This window comes from Ideonella benzenivorans, assembly GCF_020387415.1.
Taxonomy (GTDB): domain Bacteria; phylum Pseudomonadota; class Gammaproteobacteria; order Burkholderiales; family Burkholderiaceae_C; genus Ideonella; species Ideonella benzenivorans.
In genome coordinates this window covers 286,441-303,493 of sequence record NZ_JAGWCB010000020.1, presented here as the reverse complement: position 1 = coordinate 303,493, position 17,053 = coordinate 286,441, and the positions used below count along the sequence as shown (strand labels likewise).

Sequence of the window (17,053 nt, the reverse complement as noted above, 5' to 3'; positions counted from 1 at the left end):
TTCTTTTCAAGAGTCGCTGTCGTCCATGGGATACCAAGACTGGTAACGCCCGGATGTGACGGGAGCGCTATCGCGCTTCTCGTGCTGATTGCACGGCACACAAAGCAACTGCAAGTTGGTGATGTCGTTGAGGCCCCAGCTCGACAGCGGGACAATGTGATCGTAGTTCTCGACGTTGTCGATGTTCAGCAGCCCCGTGAGGTCTCTGTCGCACAGCACGCAACGCCCACGGTCGCGAAAGAACACCGCCCGCCGCGCCCAACTAGGAGGCCGCACGCGCGCAAGCTTTCCACTGGGCGCCAACAGCGAACGATCAAGGTCTTCGGGCCGGTCCCAGTCTCCAAGTTCCAAGATGCTCGACACGAAGACGTTGAACATTATCATGAGTTCTCGGTTCTGGAAGAGAACGTGGAAGACCTCCCCCACCGTTTGCTCGATGAGCTCTTCGTAAGCGGCCGATATCCAGACCTCATTCATGTATTCATAGATATCGTCCGCATCGGCCTCTTCAAACGTCTTGCCCTCGTCTTTCAGGAACTCGAAGAATGTCTGATGATCGATTCCGTGGTGCTCAAAGGCGCGTTCGATTGGAAGCTTGTGCGGCTGCATGTCCGCGATCGCGGGCGGGATGTCTTTGAAGTTCGCGTAGATCGACTTCTGCTTCTTGATGTCGAAGTCGCCAGCTTGCTCCGAGTGCACGCCTTGGACCACGAACGCAATGAACTGGTGCAGCACCGATCGCTTTTCATACGGCGCGAGCCAGCCCGCCCATTGCTCGTCGCAGTGAAATCCCTCCAACCAAAGCGCGTGGTCAAACGGATGCTTAAGAAATCCGCTGATGACATCGCACATGTTGTAGGTCTCGTAAAACCTGGCCTCGAACTGCATGCTCTTCCCTTCTCGGCCGTCGGCCGCTCCGTGGGGATGAGGCCCACCTCCCCTCGCGGCCTCTTCCGCGCCGCATTCAACCCCATGCGACCCGGCAAGCCAAATACTCGCCAATCACGATGTGGGCGTAGTTCCCGCGGCCTTGGCCAACCAAATAGCGATAGCGACCCTCCTGCACATCCAGCCAGCCGTCGGGGATCTGACCACCCAAAGGCAACGCCCTGAGGAAAGCGCGGGATCCCAGCTCAGGCCAGACTGCCATGGGCTCCGGCTCAGGGCGCTCGAAGAACTCGCGGCTTTCCGCCGTCAAGACCGAAAACGGCGCAATCTCAAAGACATCAGGATCGTCCCGCTCCTGAATGCTGAACTCGAAATGCAGATGGCCGCGCGCGAGTTTGAGGATCACATTGCGCACACGATCCATGTCCGGGTGCCAAGTCTTGCCCCCATTTTCGTCGACCGCCACGGTGAACTGAATTTCGGCGGCCAACTTCGGCGTCCTTGAGAGGATCCTTTGGATGTTCTCGCGACGCAGCTTGCTCGGATCTGTCGACCCACACATGACGCGCTCCCAAAAGCACGCCAGGTATTGCTCGTCCAACGAGAAGGACTGGTTGCATGCCAAGCAGGCCTCGACAACTGGCAGATTGGCCGGATAGGGCTCGTCCAGCAAGACCTTCGAGGGGCAATGGTCCCTCGTGTCAGGCCTCGTTCCGCAGTAGACGCAAATCCCTGTCAACCGCTCGTCGACGAATCGCTTCCCTGGATCTTCCATCATCTCCTCCTTATGCGCGTCGCAGCCGGTCGCTGCGGCTTCTTTCAATGGATCCGGATCGCGACGGAATCCCGGCTGACGCCCAGCGCGCCTACCGCTTTATTCAGTGGGAATCCGGACTTTCACCTTCTGCCGCCTCTGTAGAATTTGTAATCGCTAGAAAAATCAAAAATGGCCTCATCGGCCCAGGGGGAAACGAGTGCATGGCGAAGACCAGCGCCTCACGACAGAGTGTGACAGCGCACTGAAAGAGAAACCGACGGAGTCCGCGAATCGACCGGGCGGAAAAGGCGCGCCCTGGTGATCGAAGCGAACGTCGCCGGCGCCCGGCCCCTGAGCCAATTCCTGCGGATGGCCGTGATGGCCGGTGTTGAAAGCGCCGTTCAAATCCACATCGAACGAGGCGACGACCTCAACGCCCGCGACGCCAGCGGCATGACGCCCCTCATGCTCTCCGCCGTCCGCAACAAGCCTGCCATTTGCAAGTTGCTTCTGAGCGCTGGGGCCGATCACGGCCTGCTCGACCCTTCAGGCAGGACCGCCCTCCAAATTGCCATCGCGGCCGGGGCGGAAGCCACGGCGGCGATCCTCGACGCTGCCCGCGCGCTGCTTCCGTCCTTCCCGCCGTCCGAGATGGAAGTCATCCTCGGTCCGGATCCTGCTTCTGAACCGCCTCCCCCTGCCCATCCGTTAGCCGAAGCAGGCACTCCGGCCGAACCGGCCGCGCCCTCGGCGGTAATTGAGCCAGATGCGGCGGCCGAGCCTCCTGCGCAGGAGGCCGTCCCGCCCCTGGCGCCTATCCTCGACGAGGTGGACGACGGGGAGTTCGACCTCTCGGGCTGGGAGGTCGAAGAGGAGCCCACGCGGCCCGAAGCCGACTTGGTGGTCGCGGATTCGGCCAGCGCGATCCAAATCGCCATCACGGCCCACGTGCCGATCGACTCATCTGCCGAATGGGACGACATCGAAGCCTACCTGCCGGAAGTGGCCTTGCCACTGGCTCGGGCGGATGATGCCGAACGCCGCGCGAGGCTCAGGCTTCTTTTGCTGCGGGCGCTCCGGGAAGGCAGCGTCCCCGCGCTGGATGTCCAAGCCCAGTCCACCAACGAGGACCGTTCGGCTAACCCTGAGGCCGAGGCTTATTTGGCCATGGTCATCAATGACCTTGGCGCAGAGGCTGACGAACGCGTTGAATACTCCAGCACACACGAAAGCTTCGAGGTGTGGATAGACCCCGAGGAGACGCCCGACGAAGAGGCGGCCCTGGATGAAGCCCTCGGCGCAATCGATCGGGCAACGTCGCCTCGCCACGAACCCCTGCGCATTTACCAGCGCGAATTCCAGCGCCTGCGGCTGCTCACGGCCGAAGAAGAGGTCCGGCTCGCAAAGGAAATGGAAGCTGCCCTCGACGTGGCGCTCGACGCTCTGGCGACCTGGCCAGAAGGCATCGCGCGGGTTTTGGCGACCGGTGCGGATGCCATCGCCGGATCGCGCCAGCTCTCCTCGATCTGGGTTGGCGGCGAGCCTGACCCGGAGCCCGCCTCGGCCGAAGGGTTGGAAGCAGGCGAACCTACTGCGGAGGATTCCGAAGACGCCGCGGAGGACGACAGCGAGCCGATGAGCGCAGAGCCTGCTGACGCCGGCTTCGCCAATGCGCTCCGTCACTTGGCCGCGCTGACACAACCAGAAGATGCTACTAGGGCCTCACCCCAAGAGATTCGCCAGGCACTTGCTGGTCTGCGCCTCAACCGACGCTTCTTGTTGGAGCTGATTGACGCCGCGCATGGATCGGCGCCCTGCCCCGCGTTCGCACGCGCCATGGCCGTCTTCCGGCTGCACCGCGACCGGATGACTGCGGCGAATTTGAAGCTGGCCTTCTTCCACGCCAAGAAGTATCTGTACAGCGGGGAGCCGCTGGACGACTTGGCGCAAGAGGGGAACATCGGGTTGCTCAAAGCCGTCGACCGCTACGACTGGCGCCGCGGCTTTCGCTTCTCAACCTACGCCATCTGGTGGATCCGGCAGCAGATAGGCCGTCACGTAGCAGACAAGGGCAGGACCATCCGGGTTCCAGTCCACATAGTCGAAAAGCTCCATCGCGTGGAGCGTGTATCCCAGGCGTTCGAAATTGCCTCAGGCCGCAAACCGACCCTCGATGAACTGGCCGAGCGCATGGAGATGCCGAGCCGCAAGGTAGCCGCCGTGCTGAGCATCGCGCCCGAGCCCTCGAGTATCGACGAACTGACAGTTGACCGAATGATCGCTATCGAAGCCCGCGACGCCCATGCATCACCCGACCCCGCAGACGTAACTGGCGAGATTCAATTGAATCAAGCGGTGGACAACTTCATCTCTGCACTGTCGACCAAGGACCGCAAGGAGGAGCAGATTCTGCGACTGCGCTTCGGCATCGGGGTTCCCGAGGCACTCACGCTCGATGAAATCGGAATTCGCTTCGAAGTCACACGGGAGAGGATCCGACAGATCGAAGCCAAAGCGATAAGGAAGCTCCAGCACCCTTCGCGATTGGAGCCCTTCGCGCGCGTGGCCATCGGCTTGCAACCCAAGGAGAGCCAACTAGCCGCTGACGGTTGTTCATCTAACGGTGGAGATGATCGCGGCACGAGAACCCCTGAGGTGCCGCCACCAATACCTAAGAGGCAGGGGGCGCACAGACCCAACCCAGAGGTGACTCAATCAGCTGGCTCCTCAAAGCCTTCTGCACTTGACCGGATACTCGGGCAAGCAAGTGCGATGGGCATTAGCGTTTTTGATGGGCGCCAGAGCACCGGGACCATTTGGGTCAAACTTCTGGAGCCCCAAGACAATGCACAACGTCGCCTCATCCGCAAGCTACTCGAGATTGGATTCACGTTCTCGCAAGGAAAGGGCTATTGGCAATGACCTTGAATGTTCGCAAGGCGCCGCCACGCGCGATGGCGATGCTCGAATCCCTGCGGGGCTTGGGCTACTCGACAGCAGCGGCCCTGGCCGACATCGTCGACAACAGCATCTCCGCGGGCGCGAGCGAGATCCGCATCGATTTCCAGTGGGACGGCGTCGACAGCCGGGTGTTGATCCAGGACGACGGCCGCGGCATGAGCGACCCAGAGCTCGAAGGCGCGATGCGTCTCGGGGACAAGAACCCCTTGGCAGCGCGCGAAGCCCATGACCTCGGCCGCTTCGGAATGGGCTTGAAGACGGCGTCGCTTTCGCAGTGCCGCCGCCTGACCGTCGCCAGCGTCAAGGGCGGCGAAAGGAGCTGCCTGCGATGGGACCTCGATGAACTGGCCGCCGATCCGCAGAGCGATTGGCTGCTATTCGAAGGCGCGGCGGAGGGGTCCGAACGTCATCTCGCCAGCCTCGGCGACAAGGCGTCCGGGACGCTAGTGCTTTGGGAAAGGCTCGACCGCATCGTCACCGCCGGCTACACGGTGGACAACTTCGGCGACCTTCTGGATATTGTCGAAGCGCATCTGGCCATGGTTTTTCATCGCTTGCTCCAGGGACCGCGGGCGCGGATCAAGCTGCTCATCAACAAACGCCCCATCGAACCCTGGGATCCATTTATGACAGGGCACCCTGCCAAGCCCTGGTCATCGCCCGTCGCGCAGCAACGAACCGATGGCGGGCTGGTGCTCGCCCAGTGCCACGTCTTGCCTCACCGTGACAAGCTGAGCAACCACGAGTTTGAAGCCAACGGAGGCCCGGCCGGCTGGACCGCGCAGCAAGGCTTTTACGTCTACCGAAACGAGCGGCTACTGGTCGCGGGTGGATGGCTCGGCCTTGGCAAGCCGAAGGCGTGGAATCGCGAGGAGGTCCATCGCTTGGCTCGCATCCGGCTGGACATCCCGAACACAGCCGATGCCGATTGGAAGATCGACGTTCGCAAATCGACGGCGCGACCGCCGGTGTCGCTGCGCCCATGGTTGACGGCGTTGGCCGACAACACGCGCGATCGCGCCCGCCGCGTATTCGCGTTCCGTGGAGCCCCGGCTCCAGCCGGTGACAGCCAACCCGTGGGACAAGCTTGGCGAGTCGACAAGCTCAAGGCGGGCATGCGCTATCGCATCGATGAGTCGCACGCGTCCGTGGCCGCCGTGTTGGAGCGCGCGGGAGATCTCCAGCCGCTGGTGAAGGCGATGCTGCGCGTGATCGAGGAGACCGTGCCGGTCCAGCGCATTTGGCTGGACACCGCCGAGAACAAGGAAACGCCTCGCACGGGGTTTGAAGGCGAGCCGCCGGCCGCCGTCATCGAAGTCGCCACCGTGCTCTTCGATGACCTGATCGAACGCAAGGGCCTGAGCGAAGAAGAAGCCCGCAAGTCGCTGCTCAGGACCGAACCATTTCAGAAATACCCTGCGCTGGTCGCAACACTAGGGAGCAACCAATGACCGCAGCAGAAGAGGCTGCCGCCCAAGCTGAATTGCAGGAAAACGTCATCGCCACCGCGCAGCGGCTGGTGAAGGCTGAGAAGGACCCGGCCAAGATCACGCCGGCCTTCATAGCGGAGAAGGTCCGGCTCGCAGCGGAGATGTTTGCTGGCGATTCACCGCATGCCGTAGACCAAAGTAAAGCCGTCGTCGCACTAATCCAGCGGTTCAGCCACCGGATCGGCAAGTCCACCACCCTCAAAGACAACACGAACCATTTCGACTGGCTCTCGGCCGCTCGCAAGCGCGATTGGCACTACTGGCGCCGTTACCGCGACTTCCTCGAAGCCAAGCTCTCCGACAAGGTCGTCGAAGAGCTCAACGAAGCCACCGACGAAATCCTGGGCTTGTTGGAAGACCCGCAGCGTTCCGACGACTGGGATCGGCGCGGGCTCGTCGTCGGCCACGTGCAGTCCGGCAAAACCAGCAACTACTCCGGGCTCATCTGCAAGGCAGCTGACGCAGGCTACAAAATCATCATCGTGCTCGCGGGCATGCACAACAACCTGCGCTCGCAAACCCAGATGCGGCTTGAGGAGAGCTTCCTGGGCTACGAGACGACGGTCGATAGAGACCCCGGCATGCCCATCGGCGTGGCTGAATTCGGCGAGGACTTGAAGACCAACTCCGCGACGACCCGCGCTGAGAACGGCGACTTCAACAAGTCCATCGCCAAGCACTTCCACGGCATCTCTCCTGAGGAGCGACCTTGGCTTTTCGTGGTCAAGAAGCAGAAGACCGTCCTCACCGAGCTGCTCAACTGGATTCGGACGCGCGTGGCCGACAGCACAGACTCGGTCGACGGCCGCAAGCTGGTGACCAAGCTGCCGCTTCTGGTGATCGACGACGAGGCGGACCACGCGTCGGTCGACACGGGCGAACAGATGTTCAACGACGACGGAACGCCTGACGAAGAACATCAGCCGAAGACCATCAACAGCTTGATCCGCCAGGTACTGCACGCCTTCACCCGCAAGGCCTACGTCGGCTACACCGCCACCCCCTTCGCCAACATCTTCATCCACCACAAGGGCTCGACCACCAAGGAAGGCCCAGACCTCTTCCCGCGGGCCTTCATCATCAACTTGGCCGCGCCGTCCAACTATGTGGGACCGGCCCGCATGTTCGGCAAAATGACGAAGGAAGGGCGGGTGGGCGCGCTGCCGCTCTCCCGGAACATCACCGACCACTACGACCCCGAGGCCGACTCGGGCTGGATGCCGCCCAAGCATAAGAAGACGCACGTCCCGACCTACAACGGTCACGAGACTATTCCGCCTTCGCTGCGCGAGGCGATCTGCGCATTCGTCCTCGCCTGCGCGGTTAGAGATCTTCGCGGCCAAGGGGATCAGCACAGCTCGATGCTGGTCCACGTCACGCGCCTCAACGACGTTCAAGCCCATGTGCGTGACCAGGTTGAAGGGACTGTGCGGCGCATGCGCCAGAAGATCACCCGAGGCATCGATGCCGACGTACTGTTGAATCAGTTTCGCGAGCTCTGGGAACAGGACTTCCTCCCTATCCGGGACCAGGTCGCCGAACTCTCCCCTCCCGAGGAACGCCCGCCTGCGATGCCCAGCTGGGACGATGTCCTGGGCGCCTTGCCCGATGTTCTGGATGACATCGAGGTTCGATCCATCAACGGGACGGCCAAAGACGCGCTTGACTACGCGACTCCAGGCGCGGCTCTCAAAGTGATCGCGGTTGGCGGCGACAAACTGGCGCGGGGGTTGACGCTCGAAGGGTTGTGCGTGAGCTACTTCGTGCGCACCACGAAGATGTATGACACGCTCATGCAGATGGGCCGCTGGTTCGGGTATCGCCCGGGCTACTTGGACCTGTGCCGCCTCTACACGTCGCCCGATTTGGTGAGGTGGTTCGCCCACATCGCCGACGCCTCGGAGGAGCTGCGGGAGGAGTTCGACTTCATGGCCGATGCCAAGCTGACGCCTGAGCAATACGGCCTCAAAGTGATGTCGCACGAAGTGCTCACCGTCACCTCTCCGTTGAAGATGCGGAACGCTCAGACGCTCTCGCTAAGTTATAGCGGCACGCGCCCGCAGACCATCCTCTTCCATCGGGATGCTGAAATCCAAAAGCAGAACCTCGCCGCAACCGACGCCTTGATCGCCTCGCTAGGCGACAAATGGCTCGATGACCCGAAATACGATCGCGATGGCGACCAGGACTCTTGGCCCGGAGCGCGCCTGTGGAAGGACGTTGACGCATCCAACGTGCTGACATTCCTTGGCGCCTACGCAACGCATCCGAACGCCAGCAGCGCAAAGGCCGCGCTGCTCTCGGAATACATCGTCAAGATGATTGCCACCGGGCAACTCGGCAAGTGGAGCGTCGCCTTGCTCGGCGGCGGCATGGGCGAAGGCCAGCCACACACATTCCCCGGCGGAAAGCCCTCGAAGAACTACTCGATTCGCAAGACTGAGGATCCGAACGAGGAAGAGCGAGTCGATCCAAAGCTCTTCGCGATCGGCGTCCTCACCGATCCGAAGGATGAGGGAATCGACCTTGACGATGTCGCTTGGCGAGAAGCGTTGACCCTCACCAGAGCCGCATCCAAGCGCGAGCCTGCGAATCCGCCGACCTTCCCCAGCGGCAAAGGCATCCGAGCGGCGCGAGGAAAGCTGGGAGGCGACGTGGACCGCGGGCTGCTCCTGCTGTATCCGCTCACGCCTTACCTCTACAAGGGCAAGACGCGCGATCGCCTCATCGTCCCTGGATGGGAGAAGCCCATCATTGCCTTCGCCATCGCATTCCCAGCAAGCGACAAGGCAATCAGCGTGGAATACGAAGTCAACTACCTCTATTGGTTGCAGGAATATGGCCCGTCCGAGTGAAGAGTTCCTGCTGGCTTGGTCGTCGCTGTCCTCAGACGACCCCACGCCCGGCTGGCAAGCCATCGCGCTGCCGCCAGCCGGCCCCATCGACATTCAGGCGGGCCGGCGCTCGCCCGACAACGCCGAAGCGATCCTGCTTGGCTTCGCCACCGCTCGGCTCGCGCCGGCCGAGAAGCTGCCGGAGGGCCAGGGCTTCAGCGTCGAGCGCGCGGACTCCGATGGTGCAGGTCAGCTGCGGCTCGCGCTGACGCGCCGGGCCGCCGGCAGCGCCGAGCTCTTCGCGGCCATGGCCTGCGATGTGGTCGGCGCGTTGGACGAGGCCGCCGCCGCGGGGGCGGCCGAGCCGAAGCTGCTGCAAGTGTTCCTTGGCCGGGTTGGCGCTTGGCAGGAGTTCATGCGCAAGGGCTCCCAGTCGCTGAGCCCAGAGGCGGAGATCGGTTTGGTGGGCGAGCTCACGCTGCTGCGGGCGATCATCGATGAGGGCGTGCCGGTTGCCTCCGCGATCGAATCATGGGTCGGGCCGCTCGATGGCGTCCGGGACTTTGAGATCGGCACAGGGGCTTTGGAAGTCAAGGCCACGCTGTCGGCGGCGGGCTTCCCGGCCAAGATCGGTTCGCTCGAACAGCTCGATGACTCCGCGCGCCAGCCGCTGTTCCTCGCCGGCGCGAGGCTGCGCCAGGGTGAGACCGGGACAAACCTGCCTGAGCTGGTGGCGGAGATGTGCGATGTCGCCGCGGGCGAGGCCGAGGCTGTGCGCCTGCTCAGCGAGAGGCTGATCGCAGCGGGCTACTTCGACGCCCACGCGGACCGCTACATCCGCCGATTCACGCTGGTCGACACTCGCATAGTCGAAGTGAAGGATGACTTCCCCCGACTGACGCCTGGTACTGTCCCGCTGGGCATCACCAGGGCCACCTACGAGATCGACTTGGACAAGGCCGCGGGGCCAAGCATCCCGGCCGCCGATGCATTGAAGAAATTGGGAGCGATATGAGTTCTAACCTGCCGGATTTCCTGCGCGACACGCAGTCCGCCGTCAAATCTCAGATGCGCGAAGGCGCGCTCTACGAGGAGCTGGTCTTCGCAGGCATCGTGATGGAGCACATGTCTGAGATCGGGATGACCTTCGAACCCGTCGAGTGCCATTTCGAAGGCACCGTGGGCAACGCGATCCTGCGGCTGAGCGGCTACTCCATCTCCGATGACACCGATCAGCTTGACTTGTTCGTGAGCCTGTATGCCGGCGTCGACGAACCCACGCCGATTCCCGACTCCGAAACGAAGGTGGCCGCCGAGCGCTGTCTGCGCTTTTTGACGCTGTGTGCCGAGGGGAAGATGGCCCAGCGGCTGGACCAGTCCAGCGATGTGGCCTCGCTGGCCAACACCTTGCAGCACATCTACAACGACCTCGAACAGATCCGGGTCTACGTCATCACCGACCGGGTCGCCAAATCCAAGAGCTTCAAGACGCGCGACATAGGCGGCAAAGCCGTGCGACTGGAAGTGATGGATATCGAGCGGTTGCACCGGCACACCTCCGAAGGCAAGCCGCGCGACGAGCTGGTGGTCGACTTCAAAGAAGTTTCGGGCTCTGCCCTGCCCTGCGTCTATGTGCCCGGCGAAAGCGATGACTACGACTACGCCATGACGGCGGTCCCCGGCGAAGCGCTGCGGCTGCTCTACGAGAAGTTCGGCGCGCGCCTGTTGGAGGCCAACGTCCGCTCCTTCCTCAGTGTCAAGGGCAAGGGCGTCAACGCCGGAATCCAATCGACGCTTCGCGCCGCGCCCGAGCGCTTCATGGCCTATAACAACGGCATCGTCATCGTGGCCGACGAGATGGTGCTGGGCAAGACCTCCGCGGGCGAACAAGGCATAGCTTGGCTCAAAGGCCTGCAGATCGTTAACGGCGGGCAGACCACGGCCTCGCTCTATTTCACCAAGAAGAAGTATCCCGACACCGACCTCAGCCGCGTGCGCGTGCCCGCGAAGATCATCGTCATGAAGGTACAGGACTCGACCAAGGAAGAGGCTCTGGTGTCAGACATCTCGCGCTATGCCAACAGCCAGAACGCCGTCCGCCAGTCGGACCTCTCGGCCAACAAGCCTTTCCATGTCGAGATCGAAAAGCTCTCGCGCTCGGTCTACTGCCCCGACGGCGTCGGCCAATGGTTCTATGAGCGCGCAGCCGGCAGCTACAACACGCTGCTCTCCCGCGAGGGCACCACGCCGGCCCGACTCAAAGCGTTGAAGGATGCCATCCCCACCGCGCGGCGCGTGACCAAGACCGACCTGGCCAAATACCTCAACGCGTGGGACCGCAAGCCCGATATCGTGAGCCTGGGCTCCCAGAAAAACTTCGACCGCTTCATGGCCGCGCTCTCGCCAGCCGAGGGCCAAGAGGCACCACTGCCCAATGTGGCCGACTTCAAGGCGATGATCGCCAAGGCCAAGCTCTACCGAGACGCCCAAAAGCTTTTGCGGCCGATGTTCCAGGCGTTCCAAGCCAACGTCACGGCCTACACGATCTCCATCCTGTCGGAGAAGCTCGGCTCGCGCATCGACCTGAACCGCATCTGGGAGAAGCAGGCGGTGTCGCCGAAGCTCATGGAGCAGATCGCCACCTGGGCCAAGGAGGTCAACGACACGCTGCACGCCACCTCCGGCGGGCGCATGGTGTCCGAGTGGGCCAAGCGGCCAGAGTGCAAGGACGCCATCATGGGCGCTAGCTACTCGGAACCCGCTGACGGCATCCCCGAGGTCAAGGTCGCCTGAGCGACAGGCCGGGGCTGTCGGGCGTATCGCGATCCACTATGGCAGATGTCGTCAGCCCCGCGAAGCGGAGCCAGATGATGTCCGGCATCAAGGGCAAAAACTCCGTGCCCGAGATGCAGGTCCGCAAAGCGCTGTTCGCGATGGGGCATCGCTTCCGGCTGCATCGGCGCGACCTGCCGGGCACTCCCGACATCGCTATGCCGGGCCGCAAGATCGCGATCTTCGTTCACGGCTGCTTCTGGCACGCGCACCAGGGATGCAAATACGCAAAGACGCCGTCGACGCGGACTGAGTTCTGGACGGACAAACTGCAGGGCAATGTCGATCGCGACCGACGCGCCGCCAACAAGCTCGCGGAGATGGGCTGGCGGGTGCTCAGCGTCTGGGAATGCTCAACGCGTGACCCGGGGTCCGCTGCGAAATTACCCTGGGCGCTCAGAGCCTGGATCGACAGCGGTGCACCTGCGGGTGAAATCAGCGCTCAAAGCCTCGCAGCCGCCTCCTTGCGATAACTCTGCAGTCACACCACACCCGGCTGCGGACACGCTTGCTGTTTGCAGCCGGGCCCCACATCAGCATCGTGATCGCCACAACGCTAGCCAAGATAATGCTCAGAAAGGTCTTCCAGAGAGCGTGACAGGATGACGCCGTATTTCGAGTCGAGCTTCGCCTGCTGCGCGTGGGAGATGGCTGCCTTCTCGGCGATGACACGGTCCGAATATGGAATCGCGGTATAGAAAGACTGCACGTCCAAAACGTCGTTGGCCGATAGTGCCCCGGTCTTTGCTTCGAGGCGCGTAGCCATTTCAACTTCCACGTTCATCGTCGGCACGTCCTCAAGTAGAGCTCGCATGGCACTGTCCCCGAGCGCCGACAAGTCGTCGAACGAATACCCCAGCGCAGCCACAATCCGGTTGAGGACATCCAGATGGTCCACCCATGACTGCGCTGCGTATATGCGCCGGCGCATATCGAGGGACTCACCTGCAAACCGTGCGCGCCGGCCCTCGATCCGGGCGACCAACCCCGAAAGCCCTTGGCTCAATTTGGCATTGGCCTCTCTGCGGCGGGTATCGTCCTGCGTAATCATGTAGTCTAGGTAGAGTGCCGCGGGGTCCACAAGGGACGTCATCCGTCCTACGCGTGCAAGTTCTCCTGGGGACGCCGTCAGCTCGTCCATGGGCTCGAAGGCCTGCATAAAGCCTAGTGCAATCGCCCAATGGGCCGGCATTGGCTCAGGCTCAATGCCGAATCGGCGTTGAATGGCAGCTCGCAGCTCCACCTCTATCCGGGCTGCCCGGCTTCGGTGGACATAGCCAAGGCTGAGCATGGCCTGTGTTTCGGCGATGAGTCGCCGACTGACATGGTCGTTGCGCTTGGCGGTCTCGATGATGTTCGCCACCGACAACGGAAACAGGACGCGCCCCTCTCGTACGGCTGCGACGAGCCGAGGGAACAACTGGGCGATCGGGCCGCCCTTTGTTCGACCGCTGTGCACTTGAGCCAGCTCGATCCATTTGTTCTGGTCCAGAAAGATGATTTCCATAGGGCTGGGCGTCTACGGGTTCTTTTGCAGCGCCACGCGGAACTCCAGGGCAGCCTGTGGGATCAGGCTTGGCCCCCATTTGCTGACGGGACCGCCAAATCGCGGACAGTGCAACATCGCACAGGCCCTCACCGCCTACGCGGAGAAATCATGAAGTCACGGATGATTTCTCCAATCTGCTTGGCCAGCAGCGGCGGGACAGCGTTGCCGATCTGGCCGTATTGCTCCGTCCGATTCCCCTCGAAGAAGTAGTTGTCGGGGAAGGTTTGCAAGCGGGCTGCCTCACGCGCGGTCAGGCTGCGGCACTGGCCCGGGTCCGGGTGGATGTAGTAGTGCCCATCTTTCTTGATGTGGGCTACCACCGTCGACGATGGATACTTGCCCATCTGAACCCGGAAGCGGTCCTTAAAGGGGATCGTCTCCTCGTCCACGTTCACATGGTCGGGCAGCAGCTTCGGCGGAAAGTCGCGCAGGTCCGGGGCGTACTTCTGAGTGGCTGCGAAGCAGGCCGCGAACATGTAACGATGCAGATCCGAGCGCATGTGGCTGCGAGTCTCGTGGTGCAAGACACCGCCGAGTTTCGGATCCAGATACCAGTCCCGCAGATCCTTGGGCATGTAGTTGCCCGGGTCGACGGCAACCTCGATGAAGGGACCGCCGAAAGTCGATTGCTTTTCGGCCTTTTTGATGAATTTCTCCATAGCCGTCTCGATATCGGCGCGCAGCGGCACTCGCCAGCCCGCCAAGGCGCTCGGAGACTCTTTGACGGCATTGATCCAGGCTTCTTGCGAGTCAGGCTCCTTGGACAAGCGACTGCGAAGCTCCGGCAGGCCGGCCAAGGCGGCGCTGACGCCTACCTTTTTGGACTGTTTGCGAAGCAGGAAGTCCTCCGGGCGCTCCCTCAGAGCAGGGGTTGCCGCCGCCACGTCCGATCGGATTCCGAACAGGATCACCCGATGACGGCTTTGAGGAATGCCGTGGTCGTCGGCCTCGATCACATAGTCGTTAGGGCACAGCTCGCCCTCCGCCTTGTGAACCACCAACGAGCGAACCTCGTAGCTCAGCCCAGCCTTGGGTGCCTTCAAGTCGGCGAGGATCTGCTCGAAAATCCGCTTGCCGGAGTTGGTGGAGTTGAGCATCCCCTTGACGTTTTCCATCACGAAGGCTGCTGGGGCGAACTGCTGAATGATCCGCAGGTATTCGATATAGAGGAAATGCTTGGCGTCGGACTCGAACTTCTTCACGTCCTTGCTGCGCAGGCGCGACCGGCCAGCCAGCGAGTAGGCTTGGCAAGGCGGCCCCCCGATGAGCACCCAATCGGTCCGCCCGCCCAGGGCTTCGCGGATCCAGCCGTCGACCTCCTTGGCGGGCGTGAGGCCCAGCTCAGCGCATCGAGCCTCCTTGGCGGCATGCTCCGCTGCGACCTTGATCTCAGGATGCGCCAGAAACTGCTCGCGGTTGATCTTCCCTCGGGCGTAGTCGTAGTAGCAGCTCGGGACCTTCCCCTTGGGGAACTTGCGGAAGATCGCCCGCAGCAGAAGGGTTCGGTGGGCAATGGGATCCTTTTCGATGGATACCTTGACGTCGAAGCTACGCGCTCCCGACGCGTCGACGACCGACGAGAATCCCTCGCAAAGCCCCCCCGGACCGGCAAAAAGATCTATGACCGGTATTGCTTCTTTTCTTTTGTGCATCTTGCCTGTAGCTGTGCCGCAGATGGACTGACCTGCTCCCCATCACGCCTTTCCAGTATTCTGCCAGGCAGACTCCCGATGCGATCAATTGTGGCGCCTGCCCCACCGTGCAAAGGAGCGCTGAACTGGGGCTGCGTCTGCCCTTTCACAGTGATCGCCGGCGCGGTCCAGCACGACGCGCGCGCAAGCAACGTAGAGTTATGCAGCGCCACTGAACCAGCAGAAGAACCCGACAAGAACACGCCTCCAAGATGTGCTGAATATCCACAAGTGAGGGGGGCGTGGCCGAAAGCGCGCGGCCTGCGCATCACATGCACAGGCCGCTTGAAAACTACGTTCGACGGTGCGACAGCCTACTACTTCTGCTGAACACCAGCGGCGATCCAAGACCCGACAAAGGGATCGCGGTCAACCCGCGGCGTATCGCCGCGACTCAACGATCTCATCGATCTCCCTTGCGATATCCTCCTCAATGTCCGCGAGGAGCTGGTCGTCGATCGACCTGATCACCGCTTGCCGCACGGCGCTGTCCACCGGCGGATAGTCCTCCATCAAGCCCTCCAGCCAGTCCCGCAACCAGACATCCTCATCGCCGTCCCGCAAACCCCGGCTCCTACGCGAGGTCCAGCGATGAACAGCAGGGAGGTCGGCAATGTCCTCGAGGTGCCGGATCGTCTTCATCTCCCCCTCGAAGCTCAGAAAAAGCCCTGGCGTCGACATCAAGGGAATGTCGATGCCTGCGTGGTGCTCATGCAGTTCAAGAAAGTCGGGGTTGGACGTAAACACGATTTCGAACTCGGTCTTCGGCCTAGGGCCGCGCAGTCCGGAGACGCCAAGACCTTGCAGATCGGCGGCCAAATTGGCGACCTTGCGAGAGCTTCCAGTGGCGACGAGAGAAGTGAGAGCTCGGAGAATACGAGTTCCAAGTGCTTTTGACATGGGAATCGATGAAATGTTGGGCAGTGAAGAACGGCCGATCAGGCTTGCTGACGACGAAACTCCGTGATGAAAGGCAAATCTTCGGGATCAATGCCAGGCCAACTGGTCCGGTTACAGGCATGCCAAAGCTTCTGAGCCGACCTGATCGTCCTGATCAGTTGTGCACGGACACCGCGAAACATCGAAAAGATCTGCACCCAGCTCTCCGTTTCAGTCCGGATGGCAGAAGCGTTTCTGGATTTCACCAATTGCGTGAGCCGTGCGAACAGCCGAGCGCGAATGCTTTCCTGCAGGTTCCAGGTCCACGAATAGCCGCCCTGCGGCCTTGGCGAACGAACCATGATGTAGACGCCACACCGAGGGAGGTGCTCCACCCACTTCTCCTTGGCCCATGGCGAATCAGGATGCGCAGTCAGCGCAAACGGCGTTGCCATCAAGATCAGCTCACGCTTCGACGGGCTGCCGTGGACCTGCGTGCTGAGGGCAACCGCCGTAGGCAGCCGACGCTGCTTGCGGTCCTGCTTTTGATATGACAAGAGGCGTGTGCCGAAGTCGCGCTCCCATTGGAGGGCCTTCCCAGGAACCTTCTCAGATTCGGTCACGAACGCAATCGAAACGGTATACCCGCGCTGATGGTGCTGCATAACCTGCCAGAGCGCGGCGGTCGTGTTGAGAACTTCGCGCATGCTCAGCCCTCCTCTCGCCGGACGGGCTTAGATTGACTAGACATCCAGCGTTCGCGGGACAACTGTTCGGCTTTGGTTGGCCGCCCACGCGGACGCCGCGGCGGTGGCGGCTCAGAAGGACGACTCGATTCGATCCAGGACAGAACATCAGCCAACGTCCAGCAGAGCCGCCGGCTGTTTGGCAGTTTCCGCGGCCGCGGAATCAAGTGGTGGTACTTCTGATTTGACGAGCAGGTCCGAATTGTTGTCACGGACTTGCCGATCATTACGGCAAGCTCTTCAATGAAAATGAAGCCGCACGTTGGCCGAGAGCGGCGCTGCCAGCAAGGCGATATTACTTTCGCCAGTTGGCGGGGATGAACCAATCGTCGAGCAGACGACGGTCTTTTTGGGACTGACCAAGGCAAGAACTCCGTGTGATGCACCCGCCAAAAATCATCAATTGGCGGAGAAGTTACACAGCGG

Annotated in this window: 12 protein-coding genes; 6 read left to right on the top strand and 6 right to left on the bottom strand. The window is 61.9% G+C overall.

Annotated features, from left to right (window positions below; all coding sequences use genetic code 11):
* Nucleotides 1-6: 6 nt before the first annotated feature.
* Entirely contained in the window at nucleotides 7-888 is an 882-nt protein-coding gene (locus tag KGA65_RS20165) for an HNH endonuclease (RefSeq protein WP_225864917.1), read from the bottom strand.
* 76 nt (nucleotides 889-964) lie between these two features.
* Nucleotides 965-1,561 (bottom strand): hypothetical protein, encoded by a 597-nt coding sequence (locus KGA65_RS20160; protein WP_225864916.1) that lies wholly within the window; start codon nucleotides 1,559-1,561, stop codon nucleotides 965-967.
* Nucleotides 1,562-1,963: 402 nt separating this feature from the next.
* Here KGA65_RS20160 and KGA65_RS20155 point away from each other — a divergent pair, with 402 nt between their 5' ends.
* From KGA65_RS20155 to KGA65_RS20130, 6 genes are read left to right on the top strand one after another with little or no spacing between them, the layout of a single operon-like run.
* Entirely contained in the window at nucleotides 1,964-4,567 is a 2,604-nt protein-coding gene (locus KGA65_RS20155) for a sigma-70 family RNA polymerase sigma factor (RefSeq protein ID WP_225864915.1), read from the top strand.
* Complete coding sequence (locus KGA65_RS20150; protein WP_225864914.1) at nucleotides 4,564-6,057, top strand: ATP-binding protein; 1,494 nt, start codon at nucleotides 4,564-4,566, stop codon at nucleotides 6,055-6,057. Before KGA65_RS20155 ends, KGA65_RS20150 begins: the two co-directional genes overlap by 4 nt.
* Complete coding sequence (locus tag KGA65_RS20145; protein ID WP_225864913.1) at nucleotides 6,054-8,951, top strand: Z1 domain-containing protein; 2,898 nt, start codon at nucleotides 6,054-6,056, stop codon at nucleotides 8,949-8,951. The genes KGA65_RS20150 and KGA65_RS20145 overlap by 4 nt, the downstream gene beginning before the upstream one ends.
* Nucleotides 8,935-9,945, top strand: coding sequence for a PD-(D/E)XK motif protein (locus tag KGA65_RS20140; protein ID WP_225864912.1), 1,011 nt, complete (start codon nucleotides 8,935-8,937; stop codon nucleotides 9,943-9,945). Before KGA65_RS20145 ends, KGA65_RS20140 begins: the two co-directional genes overlap by 17 nt.
* Nucleotides 9,942-11,723 carry an AIPR family protein gene (locus KGA65_RS20135; protein WP_225864911.1) on the top strand — a complete coding sequence of 594 codons (1,782 nt, stop codon included), beginning with the start codon at nucleotides 9,942-9,944 and terminating at the stop codon, nucleotides 11,721-11,723. The genes KGA65_RS20140 and KGA65_RS20135 overlap by 4 nt, the downstream gene beginning before the upstream one ends.
* 38 nt (nucleotides 11,724-11,761) lie before the next feature.
* Nucleotides 11,762-12,235 carry a very short patch repair endonuclease gene (locus tag KGA65_RS20130; protein ID WP_225864910.1) on the top strand — a complete coding sequence of 158 codons (474 nt, stop codon included), beginning with the start codon at nucleotides 11,762-11,764 and terminating at the stop codon, nucleotides 12,233-12,235.
* A gap of 83 nt (nucleotides 12,236-12,318) precedes the next feature.
* Here KGA65_RS20130 and KGA65_RS20125 read toward each other — a convergent pair whose 3' ends face one another.
* From KGA65_RS20125 to KGA65_RS20110, 4 genes are all read right to left on the bottom strand, one after another.
* Nucleotides 12,319-13,269: a hypothetical protein gene (locus KGA65_RS20125; protein WP_225864909.1), complete on the bottom strand. Its 951-nt coding sequence runs from the start codon at nucleotides 13,267-13,269 to the stop codon at nucleotides 12,319-12,321.
* 128 nt (nucleotides 13,270-13,397) lie between these two features.
* Nucleotides 13,398-14,963 (bottom strand): DNA cytosine methyltransferase, encoded by a 1,566-nt coding sequence (locus KGA65_RS20120; protein ID WP_225864908.1) that lies wholly within the window; start codon nucleotides 14,961-14,963, stop codon nucleotides 13,398-13,400.
* Between the two features lie 408 nt (nucleotides 14,964-15,371).
* Nucleotides 15,372-15,902, bottom strand: a complete 531-nt coding sequence (locus KGA65_RS20115; protein ID WP_225864907.1) for a hypothetical protein — start codon at nucleotides 15,900-15,902, stop codon at nucleotides 15,372-15,374.
* 38 nt (nucleotides 15,903-15,940) lie between these two features.
* On the bottom strand, nucleotides 15,941-16,588 hold the full coding sequence (locus tag KGA65_RS20110) for a hypothetical protein (protein ID WP_225864906.1): 648 nt from the start codon (nucleotides 16,586-16,588) through the stop codon (nucleotides 15,941-15,943).
* Nucleotides 16,589-17,053 lie beyond the last annotated feature (465 nt).

Excerpts from the sequence above, each read along its gene's own strand:
- KGA65_RS20125 (WP_225864909.1), bottom strand. The coding sequence starts at position 13,269 with ATGGAAATCATCTTTCTGGACCAGAACAAATGGATCGAGCTGGCTCAA.
- KGA65_RS20115 (WP_225864907.1), bottom strand. The coding sequence starts at position 15,902 with ATGTCAAAAGCACTTGGAACTCGTATTCTCCGAGCTCTCACTTCTCTC.
- KGA65_RS20145 (WP_225864913.1), top strand. The coding sequence starts at position 6,054 with ATGACCGCAGCAGAAGAGGCTGCCGCCCAAGCTGAATTGCAGGAAAAC.
- KGA65_RS20140 (WP_225864912.1), top strand. The coding sequence starts at position 8,935 with ATGGCCCGTCCGAGTGAAGAGTTCCTGCTGGCTTGGTCGTCGCTGTCC.
- KGA65_RS20110 (WP_225864906.1), bottom strand. The coding sequence starts at position 16,588 with ATGCGCGAAGTTCTCAACACGACCGCCGCGCTCTGGCAGGTTATGCAG.
- KGA65_RS20130 (WP_225864910.1), top strand. The coding sequence starts at position 11,762 with ATGGCAGATGTCGTCAGCCCCGCGAAGCGGAGCCAGATGATGTCCGGC.
- KGA65_RS20150 (WP_225864914.1), top strand. The coding sequence starts at position 4,564 with ATGACCTTGAATGTTCGCAAGGCGCCGCCACGCGCGATGGCGATGCTC.
- KGA65_RS20135 (WP_225864911.1), top strand. The coding sequence starts at position 9,942 with ATGAGTTCTAACCTGCCGGATTTCCTGCGCGACACGCAGTCCGCCGTC.
- KGA65_RS20120 (WP_225864908.1), bottom strand. The coding sequence starts at position 14,963 with ATGCACAAAAGAAAAGAAGCAATACCGGTCATAGATCTTTTTGCCGGT.
- KGA65_RS20165 (WP_225864917.1), bottom strand. The coding sequence starts at position 888 with ATGCAGTTCGAGGCCAGGTTTTACGAGACCTACAACATGTGCGATGTC.